This is a genomic window from Umezawaea beigongshangensis, assembly GCF_016464305.1.
GTDB classification, from domain to species: domain Bacteria; phylum Actinomycetota; class Actinomycetes; order Mycobacteriales; family Pseudonocardiaceae; genus Umezawaea_A; species Umezawaea_A beigongshangensis.
Genome location: NZ_JAEIOJ010000003.1, coordinates 101,853 through 117,823, shown reverse-complemented (window position 1 = coordinate 117,823; position 15,971 = coordinate 101,853). Strand labels below are relative to the sequence as shown.

Annotated in this window: 16 protein-coding genes and 1 tRNA gene; 11 read left to right on the top strand and 6 right to left on the bottom strand. The window is 69.8% G+C overall.

Features of this window, described 5'->3' with window-relative positions:
- The first annotated feature begins 6 nt into the window (after positions 1-6).
- The 3 genes from IMZ35_RS08750 (at position 7) to IMZ35_RS08740 (ending at position 3,739) form a co-directional block, all read left to right on the top strand.
- Entirely contained in the window at positions 7-327 is a 321-nt protein-coding gene (locus IMZ35_RS08750; protein ID WP_199440485.1) for a GroES family chaperonin, read from the top strand.
- Between the two features lie 678 nt (positions 328-1,005).
- Positions 1,006-2,820, top strand: coding sequence for a VanW family protein (locus IMZ35_RS08745; RefSeq protein ID WP_438816859.1), 1,815 nt, complete (start codon positions 1,006-1,008; stop codon positions 2,818-2,820).
- A 100-nt stretch (positions 2,821-2,920) separates the two neighbouring features.
- Positions 2,921-3,739, top strand: a complete 819-nt coding sequence (locus tag IMZ35_RS08740) for a DUF1206 domain-containing protein (protein WP_307867866.1) — start codon at positions 2,921-2,923, stop codon at positions 3,737-3,739.
- 69 nt (positions 3,740-3,808) lie between these two features.
- Here IMZ35_RS08740 and IMZ35_RS08735 read toward each other — a convergent pair whose 3' ends face one another.
- On the bottom strand, positions 3,809-5,644 hold the full coding sequence (locus tag IMZ35_RS08735; protein ID WP_199440973.1) for an acyl-CoA dehydrogenase: 1,836 nt from the start codon (positions 5,642-5,644) through the stop codon (positions 3,809-3,811).
- A gap of 502 nt (positions 5,645-6,146) precedes the next feature.
- Here IMZ35_RS08735 and IMZ35_RS08730 point away from each other — a divergent pair.
- Positions 6,147-7,670, top strand: a complete 1,524-nt coding sequence (locus IMZ35_RS08730; protein WP_199440484.1) for a sodium:solute symporter family protein — start codon at positions 6,147-6,149, stop codon at positions 7,668-7,670.
- 91 nt (positions 7,671-7,761) lie between these two features.
- Complete coding sequence (locus IMZ35_RS08725) at positions 7,762-8,568, top strand: class I SAM-dependent methyltransferase (RefSeq protein WP_199440483.1); 807 nt, start codon at positions 7,762-7,764, stop codon at positions 8,566-8,568.
- Here IMZ35_RS08725 and IMZ35_RS08720 read toward each other — a convergent pair.
- Positions 8,540-8,980, bottom strand: coding sequence for a hypothetical protein (locus IMZ35_RS08720; protein WP_199440482.1), 441 nt, complete (start codon positions 8,978-8,980; stop codon positions 8,540-8,542). The two genes, IMZ35_RS08725 and IMZ35_RS08720, sit on opposite strands and share 29 nt — an antisense overlap.
- Before the next feature lie 197 nt (positions 8,981-9,177).
- On the opposite strand from IMZ35_RS08720, the gene IMZ35_RS08715 reads away from it, so the two are divergent.
- Positions 9,178-10,011, top strand: a complete 834-nt coding sequence (locus tag IMZ35_RS08715) for a tyrosine-type recombinase/integrase (RefSeq protein ID WP_199440481.1) — start codon at positions 9,178-9,180, stop codon at positions 10,009-10,011.
- A gap of 114 nt (positions 10,012-10,125) precedes the next feature.
- Here the strand turns inward: IMZ35_RS08715 and IMZ35_RS08710 are convergent, their stop codons facing one another.
- On the bottom strand, positions 10,126-10,860 hold the full coding sequence (locus tag IMZ35_RS08710) for a hypothetical protein (protein ID WP_199440480.1): 735 nt from the start codon (positions 10,858-10,860) through the stop codon (positions 10,126-10,128).
- Positions 10,861-11,021: 161 nt separating this feature from the next.
- Positions 11,022-11,092 (bottom strand) — tRNA-Gly (locus IMZ35_RS08705).
- Between the two features lie 102 nt (positions 11,093-11,194).
- On the opposite strand from IMZ35_RS08705, the gene dcd reads away from it, so the two are divergent.
- Complete coding sequence (dcd, locus tag IMZ35_RS08700; RefSeq protein WP_199440479.1) at positions 11,195-11,776, top strand: dCTP deaminase; 582 nt, start codon at positions 11,195-11,197, stop codon at positions 11,774-11,776.
- Position 11,777: 1 nt separating this feature from the next.
- On the opposite strand, the gene IMZ35_RS08695 is transcribed toward dcd, so the two are convergent.
- Positions 11,778-12,782, bottom strand: coding sequence for a cation diffusion facilitator family transporter (locus IMZ35_RS08695; RefSeq protein ID WP_199440478.1), 1,005 nt, complete (start codon positions 12,780-12,782; stop codon positions 11,778-11,780).
- 298 nt (positions 12,783-13,080) lie between these two features.
- Between IMZ35_RS08695 and IMZ35_RS08690 the strand changes: the two genes are divergently transcribed.
- The gene (locus IMZ35_RS08690) at positions 13,081-14,151 is read left to right on the top strand and encodes a cellulose binding domain-containing protein (RefSeq protein ID WP_199440477.1); all 1,071 of its coding nucleotides are present in this window, start codon (positions 13,081-13,083) and stop codon (positions 14,149-14,151) included.
- On the opposite strand, the gene IMZ35_RS08685 is transcribed toward IMZ35_RS08690, so the two are convergent.
- Entirely contained in the window at positions 14,121-14,399 is a 279-nt protein-coding gene (locus tag IMZ35_RS08685; protein WP_199440476.1) for a hypothetical protein, read from the bottom strand. The two genes, IMZ35_RS08690 and IMZ35_RS08685, sit on opposite strands and share 31 nt — an antisense overlap.
- Positions 14,400-14,488: 89 nt before the next feature.
- Between IMZ35_RS08685 and IMZ35_RS08680 the strand changes: the two genes are divergently transcribed.
- The 3 genes from IMZ35_RS08680 to IMZ35_RS08670 are packed head-to-tail and all read left to right on the top strand — an operon-like array spanning position 14,489 to position 15,910.
- Positions 14,489-15,325, top strand: coding sequence for a DUF5753 domain-containing protein (locus tag IMZ35_RS08680; protein ID WP_199440475.1), 837 nt, complete (start codon positions 14,489-14,491; stop codon positions 15,323-15,325).
- Positions 15,316-15,495, top strand: a complete 180-nt coding sequence (locus IMZ35_RS08675) for a DUF397 domain-containing protein (protein ID WP_307867865.1) — start codon at positions 15,316-15,318, stop codon at positions 15,493-15,495. Before IMZ35_RS08680 ends, IMZ35_RS08675 begins: the two co-directional genes overlap by 10 nt.
- A gap of 28 nt (positions 15,496-15,523) precedes the next feature.
- The gene (locus IMZ35_RS08670) at positions 15,524-15,910 is read left to right on the top strand and encodes a phage holin family protein (RefSeq protein WP_199440473.1); all 387 of its coding nucleotides are present in this window, start codon (positions 15,524-15,526) and stop codon (positions 15,908-15,910) included.
- The last annotated feature ends 61 nt before the right edge of the window (positions 15,911-15,971 follow it).

Genomic DNA, 15,971 nt, shown 5'->3' with positions numbered 1-15,971 from the left:
TTCCCGGTGGCTCATGTCAAGCTCGAGATCCAGATGCTCCACGACCGCGTCATGGTGCGGATCTCGCCGGAGGACGGGGAGCGCCGCAGCAGCGGCGGCATCGTGATCCCCGCGACCGCGCAGATGGCCAAGCGGCTCGCCTGGGGGGACGTCCTGGGCGTCGGCACGAACGTGCGGCACGTGAAGGTCGGCGACCGCGTGCTGTTCAACCCGGAGGACCAGCTGGAGGTCGAGGTCCAGGGGCAGACCTACCTGGTGATGCGCGAGCGGGACGTCCACGCGACCGCGACCGAGCAGACCGACCAGGGCACCGGCCTCTACCTGTGACCCGGTTCGTCGTGACCACCGCGTGACAGCGGTCCGGTAAGCAGTCGCAACGAAACCGTCGAGCCGAAGAAACACCGAGCTGAAGAAACACGTCGAGCTGAAGAAGGGGGAGCGGTGCCGGACAACCAGCGACCGGAGCGCGAGGCCGAGCGGACCACGGCGATGAAGAAGCCGGTCGTGCGCCCGGAGACCGCGTCCGAGCGGACCGCGAAGATCTCCGTCGCCGCACTGCGCGAGCAGGGCGCGGAGACCGTGTGGCCCCAGGAGGAGCCGGATTCCGCTTCCGCGACCGACGGCACGTCCGCGACTCGCGAGATCCAGAAGCCCGCCGCCCAGCAGAACCAGGGCCAGAACCAGAGCCAGCAGCAGGGGCACCAGAACCAGGCCCAGCAGCAGCCGGGGCAGAACTCGGGCCAGCAGAACGCGGGCCAGCCGAACCAGGCCCGGCCGCCGCAGCCGAACCAGGGCCAGCCGGGGCCGTCGACGCCGCCGCGCGGGCTCACCGCCCGCCTGAACAGCGCCGCTCCCGCCGCGGCCGCGCAGCAGGTGACGACGCCGACCGAGTCCGACGTCAGCGCGCAGCCCACGGTCCGCAACGTCGACCCGGCCGCGAGCGCTCCGACCGTGCAGCACATGACGCCGGTTCCCGTGCCGCCGCGCGACCTCGCCACCGAGGTCGTGCCGCAGGGCCCCGGCCGCACGCCGACGCCCCCGCACGGCACCGGCGTGCACGGCCCGGTGGTGGTCGAGCAGAACCGGGATGGCGAGCCGGCCGCCGACGTCTCGGCCAAGCGCAAGAAGACCGCCTACGTGGCCGCGGCCGCGTTCGGCGCGCTGGTCCTGCTGTGGGGCCTGGACATCCTGATCTCCAGCGGCAACGTGCCGCGCGGCGTGACCGTCGCCGGCGTCGAGGTCGGCGGCATGAGCCACGGCGACGCCGAGACGAAGCTGCGGGAGCAGATCGAGCCCCGGCTCGTCCAGCCCGTGGCCGCGAAGGCCGGTGACGTCGACACGCAGATCGACCCGACCACCGCGGGTCTGAGCCTGGACTGGAACGCCACCCTCGACCGGGCCGGCGACCAGCCGCTCAGCCCGTTCACCCGCATCGCCACGCTGTTCAGCTCGCGCGAGGTCGGCATCGCGACCACCAGCGACGACGCGAAGCTCACCGCCGCCGTCGAGGCGCTGCGCGTCGGCGTCGACCACGAGCCCGCCGAGGGCACCGTCCGCTTCGAGGGCGCGACCCCCGTCGCGGTCGAGCCGAAGGAGGGGCAGAAGCTCGACGCCGAGGGCGCGAAGAAGGCCCTGCTGGCCGACTGGGCCAGCGGCCGGTTCGTGGCGCTCCCCGTCGAGACGACGCCGGTGAGGACGACGAAGGAGGGCGTCGAGCAGGCGGTCGCCGAGGTCGCCCGCCCGGCCGTCGCGTCGCCGGTCCTGATCAAGGGCGAGGGCGCGAACGCCACGCTGACCCCCGAGCAGCTCGCGACCGTGCTCGTCTTCGAGCCCGCCGACGGCGGCGGGCTGACCGCGAAGGTCGACAACGGCAAGGTCGTCGAGGCCGTCGGCGAGCAGCTCGCGGACACCGAGAAGGAGGGCAAGGACGCCGAGATCAGCTTCGAGAACGGCGCGCCCACCGTGAAGGAGTCCGTGGACGGCGTCGGCATCGACTGGGACAAGAGCCTCACCGGCTTCATCGACGTCCTCAAGCGCGCCGACCAGCGCGAGGTCAAGGCCGAGTACAAGAAGACCCCCGCGAAGGTGACGACCGAGCAGGCCACGAAGCTCGGCATCAAGGAGATCATCGGCGAGTTCAAGACCGAGGGCTTCGCCGCGGACTCCGGCACGAACATCCGCGTGGTCGCCGAGAAGGTCGACGGCGCCATCGTGAAGCCGGGCGAGACGTTCAGCCTCAACGGCTACACCGGCCAGCGCAGCACGGCGCAGGGCTACGTCGAGGCGGGCATCATCGAGAACGGCGCCCCCGGCCGCGCGGTCGGCGGCGGCATCTCGCAGTTCGCGACGACGCTCTACAACGCGTCCTACTTCGCGGGCATGGTCGACGCGGGTCACCAGGAGCACAGCTACTGGATCTCCCGCTACCCGGCGGGACGCGAGGCCACGGTGTTCGAGAACCCGGACGGCACCAGCGTCATCGACCTGCGGTTCACCAACGACGCCGAGACGGGCGTGGCGATCCAGACGATCTGGACGCCGAGCTCGATCAGGGTCGTGCTGTGGGGCACCAAGCGCTACCAGGTCGAGAGCGTGACCGGTGAGCGCACGAACTTCACCGAGCCGCAGACCGTCTACAAGACGACCCAGCCGTGCGCCGCCGGCAACGGCGCGCAGGGCTTCACGGTGACCGACACCCGGATCATCAAGGACCTCGGCGGTGCCGAGATCCGCCGCGAGAACCAGACCGTGCAGTACGACCCCTCGCCCAAGATCGTCTGCGGCGAGGAGCCGAAGCCGACGCCGCCACCGGCGGGATGATCCGCGAGCCCCGCCCGGGCGGTTCCGGGCGGGGTGTCGGGATCGACGGGAACGGGTATCACACGGGCGAGTGAAGCCGCTCCGACGTCAGGAGACTCCCGTGGGTACAGCCGCCGACAAGGCGCACGAGGTCAGACACAACCCGGCCGTGCAGGTCCTCGGCCGTGTCGGCATGGCCTGCTACGGACTGGTCCACGTCCTGCTGGCCTGGCTGACCGCCCAGGTCGTGTTCGGTGACAGCGGTGAGCAGACCGACCAGAAGGGCGCGCTCGGCACGATCGCCGAGACGTCGTTCGGCCCGGTCCTGCTGTGGCTGCTCGCGCTCGGTCTGTTCGCGTTCTCGGTCTGGCAGTTCACGCTCGCCGCGATGGGGTACCACTGGATTCCCAAGGAGCGGAAGCGCCTGGTCAAGCGCATCTCCGCCGGGGTGCGCGGCATCATCGGCATCACCCTGGGCGTCGCCGCGATCAGCATCGCGTCCGGCTCGGGCGGCGGCGACTCCGAGCAGCAGCAGCAGGACCTCACCGCGAAGGTGCTGGAGCTGCCCGCCGGTCAGTTCCTCGTCGGCCTGGTGGCGCTCGGCGTGCTCGCGGTCGCGTTCTTCATCGCCCGCAAGGGCGTCACGAAGTCCTTCGAGGAGGACCTCGACATGGGTGACCTGCCGACGGGCACGCGGCAGTGGGTGGAACGCCTCGGCCGGGTCGGCTTCCTCGGCAAGGGCATCGCCATCGCCGTCATCGGTGTCCTGCTGGGCATCGCGGCCGTCAACTCCGACCCCCAGCAGTCCGGCGGCCTGGACAAGGCGCTGCACACGCTGGCCGCGCAGCCGTTCGGCGTGTTCCTGCTCGCCGTCATCGCCCTGGGCTTCCTCGGCTACGGCGTCTACTGCTTCGCCGCGGCTCGCGCTCACAAGAGCTGACCCCCGACGCACGACGAGGGCCGGTCACCCAGCTGGGTGACCGGCCCTCGTCGCGTGGAGGGGGAGAGGTCAGAACGCGCTCTCGTCCAGGTCCATCAGACCGTTGTCGGTGGTCTCGGCGATCTTGCGGCGCGCGGACAGCTCCGGCAGCACCGTCTTCGCGAAGAACGAGGCCACGGCGACCTTGCCCTCGTAGAACGCGCGGTCCTTCGCGGAGACCTCACCGGCGAGCTTCGTCAGCGCGACCTCGGCCTGGCGCAGCAGCAGCCAGCCGACGAGCACGTCGCCCGCGGTCATCAGCAGCCGCACCGAGTTCTGGCCGACCTTGTGGATGTTGCGGACGTCCTCCTGCGAGGAGGTCAGGAAGCCCACGAGCGCGCCCAGCATCCCCTGGAGGTCCTCCAGGGCCTGCCCGAGCAGCGCCCGCTCCTCCTTCAGCCGGCCGTTGCCGCCCTCGTTGTCCAGGAAGCCCTGGATCTCGCCGTTGACGTGCGCGAGCGCCTGGCCCCGATCGCGGATGATCTTGCGGAAGAAGAAGTCCAGCGACTGGATCGCGGTGGTGCCCTCGTACAGCGAGTCGATCTTCGAGTCGCGGATGTACTGCTCGATCGGGTAGTCCTGGAGGAAGCCGGAGCCGCCCAGCGTCTGCAGCGACTGCGCGAGCTGCTCGTAGGCCCGCTCGGAGCCGACGCCCTTGACGATCGGCAGCAGCAGGTCGTTGACCTTCTCCGCCAGCTCGTGGCCCTCGCCCCTGCGGACGATCAGGTCCTGGTAGGTGGCGGTGTAGAGGTAGACGGCGCGCAGGCCCTCGGCGTACGCCTTCTGGAGCATGAGGCTGCGGCGCACGTCCGGGTGGTTCGTGATCGCGACGCGCGGCGCGGTCTTGTCCGTCATCCGCGTCAGGTCGGCGCTCTGCACCCGCTCCTTCGCGTACTCCAGCGCGTTGAGGTAGCCCGTGGACAGGGTCGCGATGGCCTTCGTGCCGACCATCATCCGGGCGTGCTCGATGACCTGGAACATCTGCGCGATGCCGTCGTGCACCTCGCCGACGAGCCAGCCCTTCGCGGGCACGCCGTGCTGGCCGAACGTCAGCTCGCAGGTCGTGGACGCCTTGAGGCCCATCTTGTGCTCGACGTTGGTGACGAACGCGCCGTTGCGCTCGCCCAGCTCGCCGGTGTTCTCGTCGAAGTGGAACTTCGGCACGAAGAACAGGCTCAGGCCCTTGGTGCCCGGCCGCGCCTGGATGTCGGGGCCCTCGGGACGGGCCAGCACCAGGTGCACGATGTTCTCGGTCATGTCCTGGTCGCCGGACGTGATGAAGCGCTTCACGCCGTCCAGGTGCCAGGAGCCGTCCTCCTGGCGCACGGCCTTCGTGCGGCCGGCGCCCACGTCGGAACCCGCGTCGGGCTCGGTGAGGACCATCGTCGCGCCCCAGGCGCGCTCGATGGCCAGCTCGGCCCACTTCTTCTGCTGCTCGGTGCCGTTGCTGTGGAAGATCGCCGAGAAGCTCGGACCGGCCATGTACATGTACAGGGAGGGGTTGGAGCCGAGGATCAGCTCGGACGCGGCCCAGTTCAGCGAGGGCGGGACGCCGTAGCCGCCCAGCTCGGTGGGCAGCGCGAGGCGGTACCACTCGCCGTCCCACAGCGCCTTGTAGGACTTCTTGAGGGACTCGGGCAGCGTGGCCGAGTGCGTCTTCGGGTCGAACACCGGCGGGTTGCGGTCGGCGTCGGCGAAGGAGTCGGCCAGCGGGCCGACCGCGAGGTTGTTCAGCTCCGCGAGGATGCCGCGCGCGGTCTCCTCGTCGGTCTGCTCGAACGGCCCCTTGCCGAGGTGGTCCTGGACGTTGAAGACCTCGAAGAGGTTGAACTCGAGGTCCCTGACGTTGCTCTTGTAGTGGCCCATCTCGTCACTCACTTCTGAAGGTGTGGGGCCCTGACCCCCTACTGACCGGTAACAAGAGGGTATTACCTGCCAGTAACCCCCGGCAAGGCGGATCACCCCGGTGTGGCGGATCAGACCGGTTCCGACGTCCGGGCGTTCGCCCTCCGGCGCACGGCGTCGTCGCGGGGCGGGCGTCCGTCGGCGAGCCTCTCGTCGTGCGACCGACGCCGGACCGCGTGATCAACGGAAGTCACGGCCCGTCACGGGCCGGGTGAGACGAGTGCGAGCTGAACGGCGGTTGTGCTCACCCGGTGTGCACGAGACCGCGTGCGCTGCGTCACATCTGTTCACGAGTGTGACCAAGAATCACGAATGTGACTCAGTTCCCCGGCCAGCACTTCCGCCGCCCGCAACAGCTCCGTAAGACCTACGTCACATGTTCCGCGCGGACGTGCCGGGCACCGCCGCCCGTGTCGCCCGGTCCCCCGCGCGGAGCTCACGCCTGTGCACACAGGGAGGTCTCATGGGCACCCTCGACTGGATCGTGGTCGCTGGGTACTTCTTCGTGATGGTGGGGATCGGCGTCTGGTCTCGCGGGCGGATCAGGAACGTCCTCGACTTCTTCACCGCCGGCGGCAAGATGCCCTGGTGGTTGTCGGGCATCTCCCACCACATGTCCGGCTACAGCGCGGTGATGTTCGTGGCCTTCGCCGGTGAGGCGTACCGGCTCGGCCTCACCGTCTACGTCTGGTGGTCGCTGACCATCGGCATCGGTGTCGGCATCGGCGCGTTCCTCTTCGCCGGCGCGTGGAACCGGTTGCGCTCCAAGCACGGCGTCGCCTCGCCGCTGGAGTACCTCGCGCGCCGCTACAACGTGCCGACGCAGCAGCTCATGGCCTACTGCGGCGCGCTGCTGAAGGTCGTCGACATCGCCGCCAAGTGGGCCGCGGTCTCGCTGCTGCTCAAGGGCTTCGCGGGTGTGCCGATCGTCTGGGGCATCGTCCTCATCGGACTCGTCACGATGGTCTACTCCGTGCTGGGCGGCCTCTGGGCCGACGCGCTCACCGACTTCGGCCAGTTCGTCATCCAGGCCGCGGCCGGGTTCGCGATGTTCGTCGCCGTCGCGGCGCACCTCGGCGGCATCAGCTTCGTGTGGACCATCTGGGACCGGCTGCCCGAGGAGCGCAGCGACCCCCTCGCCGGGCCGTACACCCTGACGTTCTTCATGGCGCTCTTCCTCATCAAGACGCTGGAGTACAACGGCGGCATGTGGAACCTGGCGCAGCGCTACATGGCCGCGCCGTCCGGGGCCGCCGCGAAGCGCTCCGCGCTGCTGTCCAGCGCCCTGTGGCTGCTGTGGCCGCTCGTGCTGTTCTTCCCGATGTGGGCGGCGCCGCTGATCGTGCCCGGCATGGAGGGCAACGCCGAGCAGGCCTACGTCGAGATGGGCAAGGCGATGCTCCCCGCGGGCATGATCGGACTCGTCCTCGCCGGGTTCTTCTCCCACACCATGGCGATGGTGTCCTCCGACGCGAACGTGATCTCGGCGGTGATCACGCGCGACATGCTGCCGCGGATCTGGAAGGGCATCACCCACCTGAACGCGGACTCGCAGCTGAAGCTCGCCCGGATCACGACGTTCCTGTTCATCGGCATGTCGATGATCATCGCGATCACCACCGGGGGACAGGGCTTCGTGCTCAAGGTCGTGGTCGACCTGGTGGCGGCCACGATGGGCCCGATCGCGATTCCGCTGATGCTCGGCCTGCTGCCGTGGTTCCGGCGGTTCGGGCCGACCGCGGCCATCGCGTCCGTCGTCGGCGGGCTCGGCGTGTGGGCGTTCCTCTACGTCTCGCAGCTCAACGACGGCGCGTGGGTCACCAAGGGCCTGCTCGTGTCGACGCCGCTGGTCGTGTCGCTGGTCCTGTACCTGGGGGTGGGCCTGTTCAAGCCGGAGCCCACCGCCGACCGCGACCGCCTGCTGGAGTCGCTGCGGACGGACGACGACACGGACGACGCGCCGAGGCCCGTCGCCTCGGGCGCCTGAGCAGCGTCCGGGCGTTCCGCCGCGCGCAGGCGGAACGCCCGGACGTGTCGGGCCAGGAAAACCGGTGGCACGGGGTCGTAGCGTCGCAGACGTGACGATCCCGGAGGACGTGCTCCGCTACTACGAGCGGGGCGGTGAGAGCGAGCGGCTGCTGACCGGCGGTGGCGCGCTGGAGCTCGTGCGCACGCGGGACGTGCTGCGGCGCCTGCTGCCCGCGTCGCCGTCGCGGATCGCCGACGTCGGCGGAGCCTTCGGCGTGCACGCCCGCTGGCTCGCCGAGGACGGTCACGAGGTGCACGTGGTCGACCCCGTTCCCCTGCACGTGGAGCACGCGGCGCGACTGCCGGGGGTGACCGCCGGGCTGGGGGACGCCCGTCGGCTGCCGCTCGCGGACGCGAGCCACGACGTCGTCCTGCTGCTGGGACCGCTCTACCACCTGCTCGACCGCGCCGACCGGATCACCGCCTGGCGCGAGGCCGCCCGCGTGGTGCGGCCGGGCGGACTGGTCGCCGCGGCGACCATCAGCCGCTTCGCCGGGCTGCACGACGGCCTGCGCAGACCGGGCCTCGCCGACCCCGGAGCGCACGACATGATCGAGCGTTCCGTGCGCACCGGCGAGCACGTGCCGCGCGCGGGCGAACCGTGGTTCACCGAGGCCTACTTCCACCTCCCCGGAGAACCGGTGGAGGAAGCGCGGGAAGCGGGCCTCGCCGCCCCCGCCGAGTTCGCCGTCGAGGGCGTCGCGTGGATGCTGCCCGACGCCGAGATCGACGCCGCGCTGGCCGACCCCGTGCGGCGCGACCACCTCCTGTGGACCCTGCGCGAGACCGAGCGCGAACCGTCGCTGCTGGGCGCGTCGTCGCACCTGCTCACCGCGGCCACCCGCCCGCGATCGTGAGGCACCGCCCCAGCGCGGCGACGCCGATCCGGAACGGCCGCACCGCGGCGACCAGCGCCGGACCGGCCCGCAGGGCGAGCCCCAGCGCCTCGACCAGGTGCACCGCGTCCGCGTGCAGGACTCCCAGCTCGGCGGCGACGTCCACCCGGTGACCGGCGTCGTCGTCGTGCGCCCACAGCCACCGGTCGGACTCCACGACCAGCTCCTCGAACCGCTCGCACGCGAGGGCCATCCGCCTGCTCAGCGGCCGGACCTCGCCCGCGAGGACGGTCAGCAGCCGCACGACCTCCCGCTCCGGCGGCCGGGCCGCCCCCGGCAGCCGCGCGTCCACCACCCGCGCGACGGCGAGCAGCACGTCGCGGATCTCGGCCACCAGCTCCCGCTCCAGGGTCGAGGAAGCGCCGGAGGTCATGCGACGACGCTAGTGACGCCGGGTGCCGGAGAAACCGCACAAGTGCCGTTTTGCGGCCGAACGGGTTCGGCGGTGCGTGCACGCGTCGTCGACTGCGACGACGACGCGTCCGGGACGGTCGACCGCAACGTCGTGCGAGTTCCCTGTACGTCACGCCGCACCTCGGCGCGGTTCAACTCGGCCAACTCGACACGCCCATGATCAGGCAGTGGCGGGCGCGGCTGCTCACTGCGGGCGTCTCGGAGTCGATGACCGCCAAGGCGTACCGGCTGCTGCGGGCCGTGCTGATGACGGCGGCGAACGAAGACCGGATCATCCCGCGCAACCCGTGCCAGGTGCGCGGCGCTGGCTCGGAAAACCCGGATGAACGGCCGGTGCTGACTGTGGCTCAGGTGTTCGACCTGGCCTCGCGCATGGCCGATCGGCGCTATCGGGCCTTCGTGCTCCTGGCGGCGTTCGCCACGCTCCGATGGGGCGAGATCACCGCTCTCCGGCGAATGGACATCGCGCCGGACGCGAGTGCCGTTCGCGTCACCGGGGCGTTCGTAGAGCTGCCCGGTCGGGCCCTGGTCTATGGTCCGCTCAAGTCACGGGCTGGCCTGCGTTCGGTGGCGATTCCGGAGGCGATCAGGGCTGACCTGCTTGCTCACCTGGACGAGTTCACAGGCTCGGCCGCTGACGCCTGGGTGTTCACCGGCCAACGGGGCAACCCCCTCCGGCGCGGCGACTTCAACCCGCGTACCGGTTGGAAGAAGGCGGTCGCCGACATCGGTGTGTCTCACCTGCACTTCCACGACCTGCGGCACACTGGGAACACGCTCGCAGTTCGCACCAAGGCCAGCACCAAGGACCTGATGGCGCGCATGGGGCACGACAGCCCTCGGGCGGCGCTGATCTACCAGCACGCGACCACGGAGGCGTCCCGGGAGATCACCGCTGCCCTGAGCGGCCTGGTTGAACGGGAGCGCAGCGGGGCGGACCAGGGCGACGAAGATGACGGCACCGCCGGGGCTTTAGTCCCGGCGCGATAACCACACGAGGGCAGCACGGTGACGCTTTAGATCCGAAACGACGAAGGCCCAGGCTGACCGGTAAACCAGCTCTGACCTGGGCCTTCGTGTGCTGAGCGGGAATCGAACCCGCTTCTACGTCGGGTCGACGTTCTCCTCGCCAAGGACCGGGGGCGCGGCCGGAGGAATGTCAATTTCGAGTTCCTGGCGGGCACTCAGTACGGGGTCATGAGAGGCGGATGACCGAGAAGGCGTGGTCTCTTCGAGCGCTTCCCGCTCCGGGTTTCCGGTGAGTTTGCGCACTGCGGCCTTGGCTGCGTCGTAGGCGGCGTTGCCGATCATGCCTGATGCAGCGGCGGTGCCTACCCAAAGCAGGGTGTTGACGATCCCTGGATCGTCAAGCTCACACTGCTCCTCGAGGAGAGGATCGTCGTTGGAGTCCTCGCGACGCCAGAAGACGGCGTCCAGTGCCCAGAGACGTGTATCGCGTCCCTCAGCGGTCGGTGTCCACCGGACCACCCAATGATCGGGCGGAATTTGTTCGGGCCGGCTGTCATGGGCCTCTTGCTCGGTGCGCCAAGCCTGAACCGACCCTGCCTGACCGGACCAAGGCTTGCCCTCTTGCCAGTCGGGCCCGGAAGCCACCCATCCACCGGGCCACCACTCGGTTGGCGCGGATGGGGCGGTGCTCATCAAAAGGTAGTAGGCCTCTACGGCTGCGCTCTGAGCCTCGGCAAGATCGTGTCGTGTCGGGTCATCGAACCCGCATGCCCAGAGAGACAGCTCTCGGTCCAACGCTGTGTAGAACTCCACACGGGCCTGCTGGTACTCCAACGGTCCTTCGCCCACCTCTGACCTGTCGTCACCCATGGTTACGAGGGTACGAAGCCACGCTCCGACACCACTGCGAGTGGCTTGGTTCCTGGCAGTGATGGAACAGCACGTGGGCAGCACGGTGACGCTCTAGATCCGAAACGACGAAGGCCCAGGCTGACCGGTAAACCGGCTCTGACCTGGGCCTTCGCGCTACGAGCGGGTGACGGGAATCGAACCCGCCTCTACAGCTTGGGAAGCTGTCGTTCTACCAATGAACTACACCCGCGAAGCACTGCGCCGCCGATCATACACACGCCGCGGGTGCCCTGTCCCGCGCCTCGCCTGCCGGGCGCGGGACGGGTGAGACGGCGCAGCTAGGCTGTGCCGCGTGTTGCTGAGTGACCGAGATCTGCGCAAAGAGGTCGAGTCCGGACGCCTGGTCCTGGACCCGTACGACGTCGACCTGGTCCAGCCGTCGAGCATCGACGTGCGTCTGGACCGGTTCTTCCGCGTCTTCAACAACACCAGGTACACCCACATCGACCCGTCGATCCAGCAGGACGAGCTGACGTCGGTGGTCGAGAAGGAGCAGGACGAGGCGTTCGTCCTGCACCCCGGCGAGTTCGTGCTGGGTTCCACGTTCGAGCTGGTCGCGCTCCCGGACGACCTCGCGGGCCGGCTGGAGGGCAAGTCGTCGCTGGGGCGGCTCGGGCTGCTCACGCACTCCACCGCCGGGTTCATCGACCCCGGCTTCTCCGGCCACATCACGCTGGAGCTGTCGAACGTCGCCAACCTGCCCATCACGCTGTGGCCGGGCATGAAGATCGGCCAGCTGTGCCTGTTCCGGCTCAGCAGCGCGGCCGAGCACCCCTACGGCTCGGCGCAGGCGGGATCGCGCTACCAGGGGCAGCGCGGCCCGACGCCGTCGCGGGCGCACCTCAACTTCAGCGCGGTCGACACCCGCCGCTGACTCACGGGTCGAACGTGCGGCCGTAGCGTCCGAGGACGCGGGCGCGCAGTTCGGGATCGGTGCGCGGCACCGGTTCGAGGAAGATCTCGTCCAGGTCGGGGAACTCGGCGTGCAGCTCCGCCGCGATGCGCACGGTCGCGTGCTCCAGGTCGGCCGCGGTCAGGGAGTCGTCGTAGTCCAGCCTCGCGCACAGCAGCACGCGACCGGTGCCGATCAGCATCGTCAGCACGTCGACGACCTGCTCCACCTCGGGCGCGGCCTGCAACCGCAGCCGCACGGCGTGCACGAGCGTCACGTCCGCCTGCTGGCCGACGATCAGGCCGAGGTTCGTCCGCGCCAGGACGTAGGCCACCGCGGCGAGCAGCAGGCCGATCGCGATGGACGCGACGCCGTCCCACACCGAGGAGCCGGTGATCTGGTGCAGGCCGATGCCGAGGAACGCGATCACCAGGCCGGTGAGCGCGGCGGAGTCCTCCAGGAAGACCGTCTTCACGGTCGGGTCGTCCGAGGTGCGGAGGTACGCGACGATGGACCGGTTCAGCTCGCCGGACTCGCGGCGCACCTGGCGGAACGCCTGCGCCCACGAGACGGACTCCAGGACGAACGCCAGCGCCAGCACGACGTAGGCCACGATCGGACTGGTCTGCTCCTCCGCCTCGCCGAACACCGTGCGAAAGCCCTCGTAGAACGCGAAGACCGCACCCGAGACGAAGATCGACACGGCGGCGAGCATCGACCAGAAGTAGCGCTCCTTGCCGTACCCGAAGGGGTGACGCCGATCCGCGGGCCTGCCCGATCGGCGCAGCGCCGTGAGCAGCAGGGCCTCGGTGAACGTGTCCGCGACCGAGTGCGCGGCCTCGGACAACATCGCGGCCGAGCCGGTGATGACGCCCGCGACGGCCTTCATGATCGCGATGACCAGGTTCACCACCAGTGCGATCACGACGGTCAGCGTGCTCTCACCGCCACCCGAGGACGCCTTCTGACCTGCTGGTTCCTCGCTCATGCGGCCTCCAGCCCCCTCGGTTCGGCTCCCACTGCGCGGCCGGGACCGGTTGGTGCGCTCGGGTGACGTTCCGACGCCCGTGCAACGTCCGTACCCGCTGCGGCGTCTTCTAGTCGGGGATCGATTCACGAGGCACTACCGCAGGGGTCGCAGAGCCGTCCGGGTCCGGTGAGGGCGCGGGCGGCTCTGCTGTGCCATCCTCCGCAATCTGCGCTGAACCGGTTGAGTGATCTCGGGTGGCACTGCTTCACTGGCGTGCGGAACACAGTCGTTCCGTCGACCGGTGGGAGTGGCGAGCATGACGAGGAAGTCCGGCTCAGCGTTGATCTCGGCGTTCACGTCCTTGGTCCTGGTGGCGCTGGCCGCCGTCGCGTTCAGAGCCGACGCGGACCCGGGGGCGCGCGTCGCCGACGCGCCCGTGCGGATCATGCCGCTGGGCGACTCGATCACCGGTTCGCCCGGCTGCTGGCGGGCGATGCTGTGGAACTCGCTGCGGAGCGCGGGCCACACGAACGTCGACTTCGTGGGCACGCTGCCCCCGCAGGGCTGCGGGGTGACCCACGACGGCGACAACGAGGGCCACGGCGGCTTCCTCGCCACCCGCGTCGCCCAGCAGAACCAGCTCGTCGGGTGGCTCTCGGCCACGAACCCCGACGTCGTGCTGATGCACTTCGGCACCAACGACGTGTGGAGCAACATCCCCCCGGCCACGATCCTCTCGGCGTTCAGCACGCTCGTGGACCAGATGCGTGCGAACAACGCGAACATGCGGATCGTGGTCTCGAAGATCATCCCCATGGCCCCGTCGAGCTGCGCGGACTGCGGCGCGCGAGTCGTCGCCCTCAACCAGGCGATCCCCGGCTGGGCGAGCGGGAAGAGCACGGCGCGGTCGCCGATCGTCGTGGTCGACCAGTGGACCGGGTTCAGCACCGCGACCGACACCCACGACGGCGTGCACCCCAACGCCGCCGGTGATCGCAAGATCGCGGACAGGCTCGTCCCCGTGGTGGCCGGGCTGCTCGGGTCGATCCCGCCCACGACGACGACCACGACCACCACGCCGCCGGCGGGTGGAGCGTGCACGGCGACGTACCGGACCGTCGGCCGGTGGCAGGGCGGGTACCAGGGCGAGGTGACGGTGACGAACACCGGCACGACCGTGAAGAACGGCTGGCGGGCACTCGTCACCGTTCCCGGCGGGATGACGGTCGATCAGGCGTGGAACGCCAGCACCTCGCAGAGCGGCGACGTCGTCACGGCGACGGACGTGGGCTGGAACGCCACCCTCGCGGCCGGAGGGTCCGCGTCGTTCGGCTTCACCGGGACGGTCGGCGGCACCTACGCCGCCCCCACCGTCTCCTGCTCCTGAACGACCACCCGCTCCTGACGGGCGTCGGGTCGCGTCTCCCCGTGGTGCCACACCAGTTCCACGGGGAGGCCGAGCGCGAGGTAGCGCAGCTGGAGGGCCGTCGCCGAGTCGTGCATCCCGAACGCGGGCTTGAGGTCGCCGCCGGGCTCGCGGCGGTAGGAGATCGCCTCGTCGTCGAACTCGATGCCCCAGAAGTAGGCGAGGTTCGGATCGCGGGAGTCGACCAGGGAGAACATTCGTGGCGTCATGACGTCGAGTGTCCACAGCGGACTCCACTCGATCGGTTGATGTCACTGGGAATCCCAGTGCTGCGTTCCCGGTTCGGCATCATGAGGGGATGGCCAAGACCAGTCCCACCCTGCGCCGCCTCCGGCTGGCCAGGCGGCTGCGCAGGATGCGCGAGAACGCCGGGCTCAGCCTGGACGAGGCCGCCCCGCGGCTCTACAAGACCAGGAGCGCGCTGGGGCGCATCGAGAACGCCGAGACGCGCGCGGACGTGCACCTCGTCCGCTCGATGATGGACCTCTACGACCACTTCGACCCCGATCTGGTCGACCTGGCCTGGCAGTCCGTGCAGCCCGGCTGGTGGCGCGCTCACGGCATCGAGGACCGGGGATTTGTCGACATGGAGACCGAGGCGTGCACGTCGCAGGTGTTTCAGGCGGTTCTCGTACCGGGTCTCCTCCAGACCGAGGGATACGTCAGGGCGCTGTTCTCCACGCGCCTGGACCGTGAGCGGACCGAGAGGGACATCGCGGTGCGGCTGGTGCGCCAGGAACGGCTCACCGACACCGAGGCTCCCCTGGCGCTGCACGCGATCATCGACGAGGCCGCGCTGCGGCGACCGGTCGGTGGTCGTGAGGTGATGCGCGAACAGCTCCGGCACCTGGTGCGGATGGCGGAGGTCGTCACGATCCAGGTGCTGTCTCTGGCGGGCGGGGTCTACCCGGCGATGGGGACGACCATGACGCTGCTGAGCTTCCCCGAGGACGAGGACCCGGACCTGCTGCACGTGGAGCACCCCGTCGGGGCGTTGCAGATCGAGAAGGTCGCGGAGGTCGCCAGGGCTAGGCTGGTGTTCGAGCAGCTCGAAGCCGCGGCGCTGTCGCCGGAGGAGTCCGTCGAGCTGATCGAGCGGGTGATCGCCGAGACGTGGGAGGGACCGTGCTCGTGAACTGGCGCAAGAGCAGCCGCAGTGTGGAGGGCACCAACGCCGACTGCGTCGAGGTGGCGGTCACGCCCTCGGTGGTCGGTGTGCGGGACTCGAAGAACCCCGCTGCCGAGCTGGCGTTCTCCCCGGTCCGCTGGAACGCGTTCGTCCGGGTGACGTCGAACCGCCGCTGACGTGCTGATCGGCCACTAGCCTCACGACATGGGAACACTGCTCCAGATCGTGATCACGGCCGTCGCGCTGTGGGGGTCGACCCTGATCCCCGGCATCGACCTCGGCGAGGCGAGCACCCCGGCGAAGGCGTTCACGCTGCTGGGTGTGGCGCTGGTGTTCGGCCTGGTCAACGCGGTCGTCAAGCCGGTCGTGAAGTTCCTGGGCTGCTTGGCCTACATCCTGACGCTCGGCCTGTTCGGCCTCGTCGTGAACGCGTTGCTGTTCTGGTTCACCAGCTACCTCGCCGGGCTGCTGGACCTGCCGTTCGAGGTGAGCGGCTTCTGGCCCGCCTTCTGGGGAGCGATCGTCGTCGCGCTGGCCGGGTGGGGCATCGGCCTCGTGGCCGACCGGACCCGCCGCGCGGTCCGCGACTGAGCCTTCCCCCGGAGTTGTCCCCAGGAGTTGTCCACAGGTGTGGGCAACTCGAACAGGCGTT

Excerpts from the sequence above, each read along its gene's own strand:
- IMZ35_RS08695 (WP_199440478.1), bottom strand. The coding sequence starts at position 12,782 with ATGAGCGAGGAACCAGCAGGTCAGAAGGCGTCCTCGGGTGGCGGTGAG.
- IMZ35_RS08720 (WP_199440482.1), bottom strand. The coding sequence starts at position 8,980 with ATGACCTCCGGCGCTTCCTCGACCCTGGAGCGGGAGCTGGTGGCCGAG.
- IMZ35_RS08680 (WP_199440475.1), top strand. The coding sequence starts at position 14,489 with ATGGCCAAGACCAGTCCCACCCTGCGCCGCCTCCGGCTGGCCAGGCGG.
- IMZ35_RS08685 (WP_199440476.1), bottom strand. The coding sequence starts at position 14,399 with ATGACGCCACGAATGTTCTCCCTGGTCGACTCCCGCGATCCGAACCTC.
- IMZ35_RS08715 (WP_199440481.1), top strand. The coding sequence starts at position 9,178 with ATGATCAGGCAGTGGCGGGCGCGGCTGCTCACTGCGGGCGTCTCGGAG.
- IMZ35_RS08735 (WP_199440973.1), bottom strand. The coding sequence starts at position 5,644 with ATGGGCCACTACAAGAGCAACGTCAGGGACCTCGAGTTCAACCTCTTC.
- IMZ35_RS08670 (WP_199440473.1), top strand. The coding sequence starts at position 15,524 with ATGGGAACACTGCTCCAGATCGTGATCACGGCCGTCGCGCTGTGGGGG.
- IMZ35_RS08710 (WP_199440480.1), bottom strand. The coding sequence starts at position 10,860 with ATGGGTGACGACAGGTCAGAGGTGGGCGAAGGACCGTTGGAGTACCAG.
- IMZ35_RS08730 (WP_199440484.1), top strand. The coding sequence starts at position 6,147 with ATGGGCACCCTCGACTGGATCGTGGTCGCTGGGTACTTCTTCGTGATG.
- IMZ35_RS08690 (WP_199440477.1), top strand. The coding sequence starts at position 13,081 with ATGACGAGGAAGTCCGGCTCAGCGTTGATCTCGGCGTTCACGTCCTTG.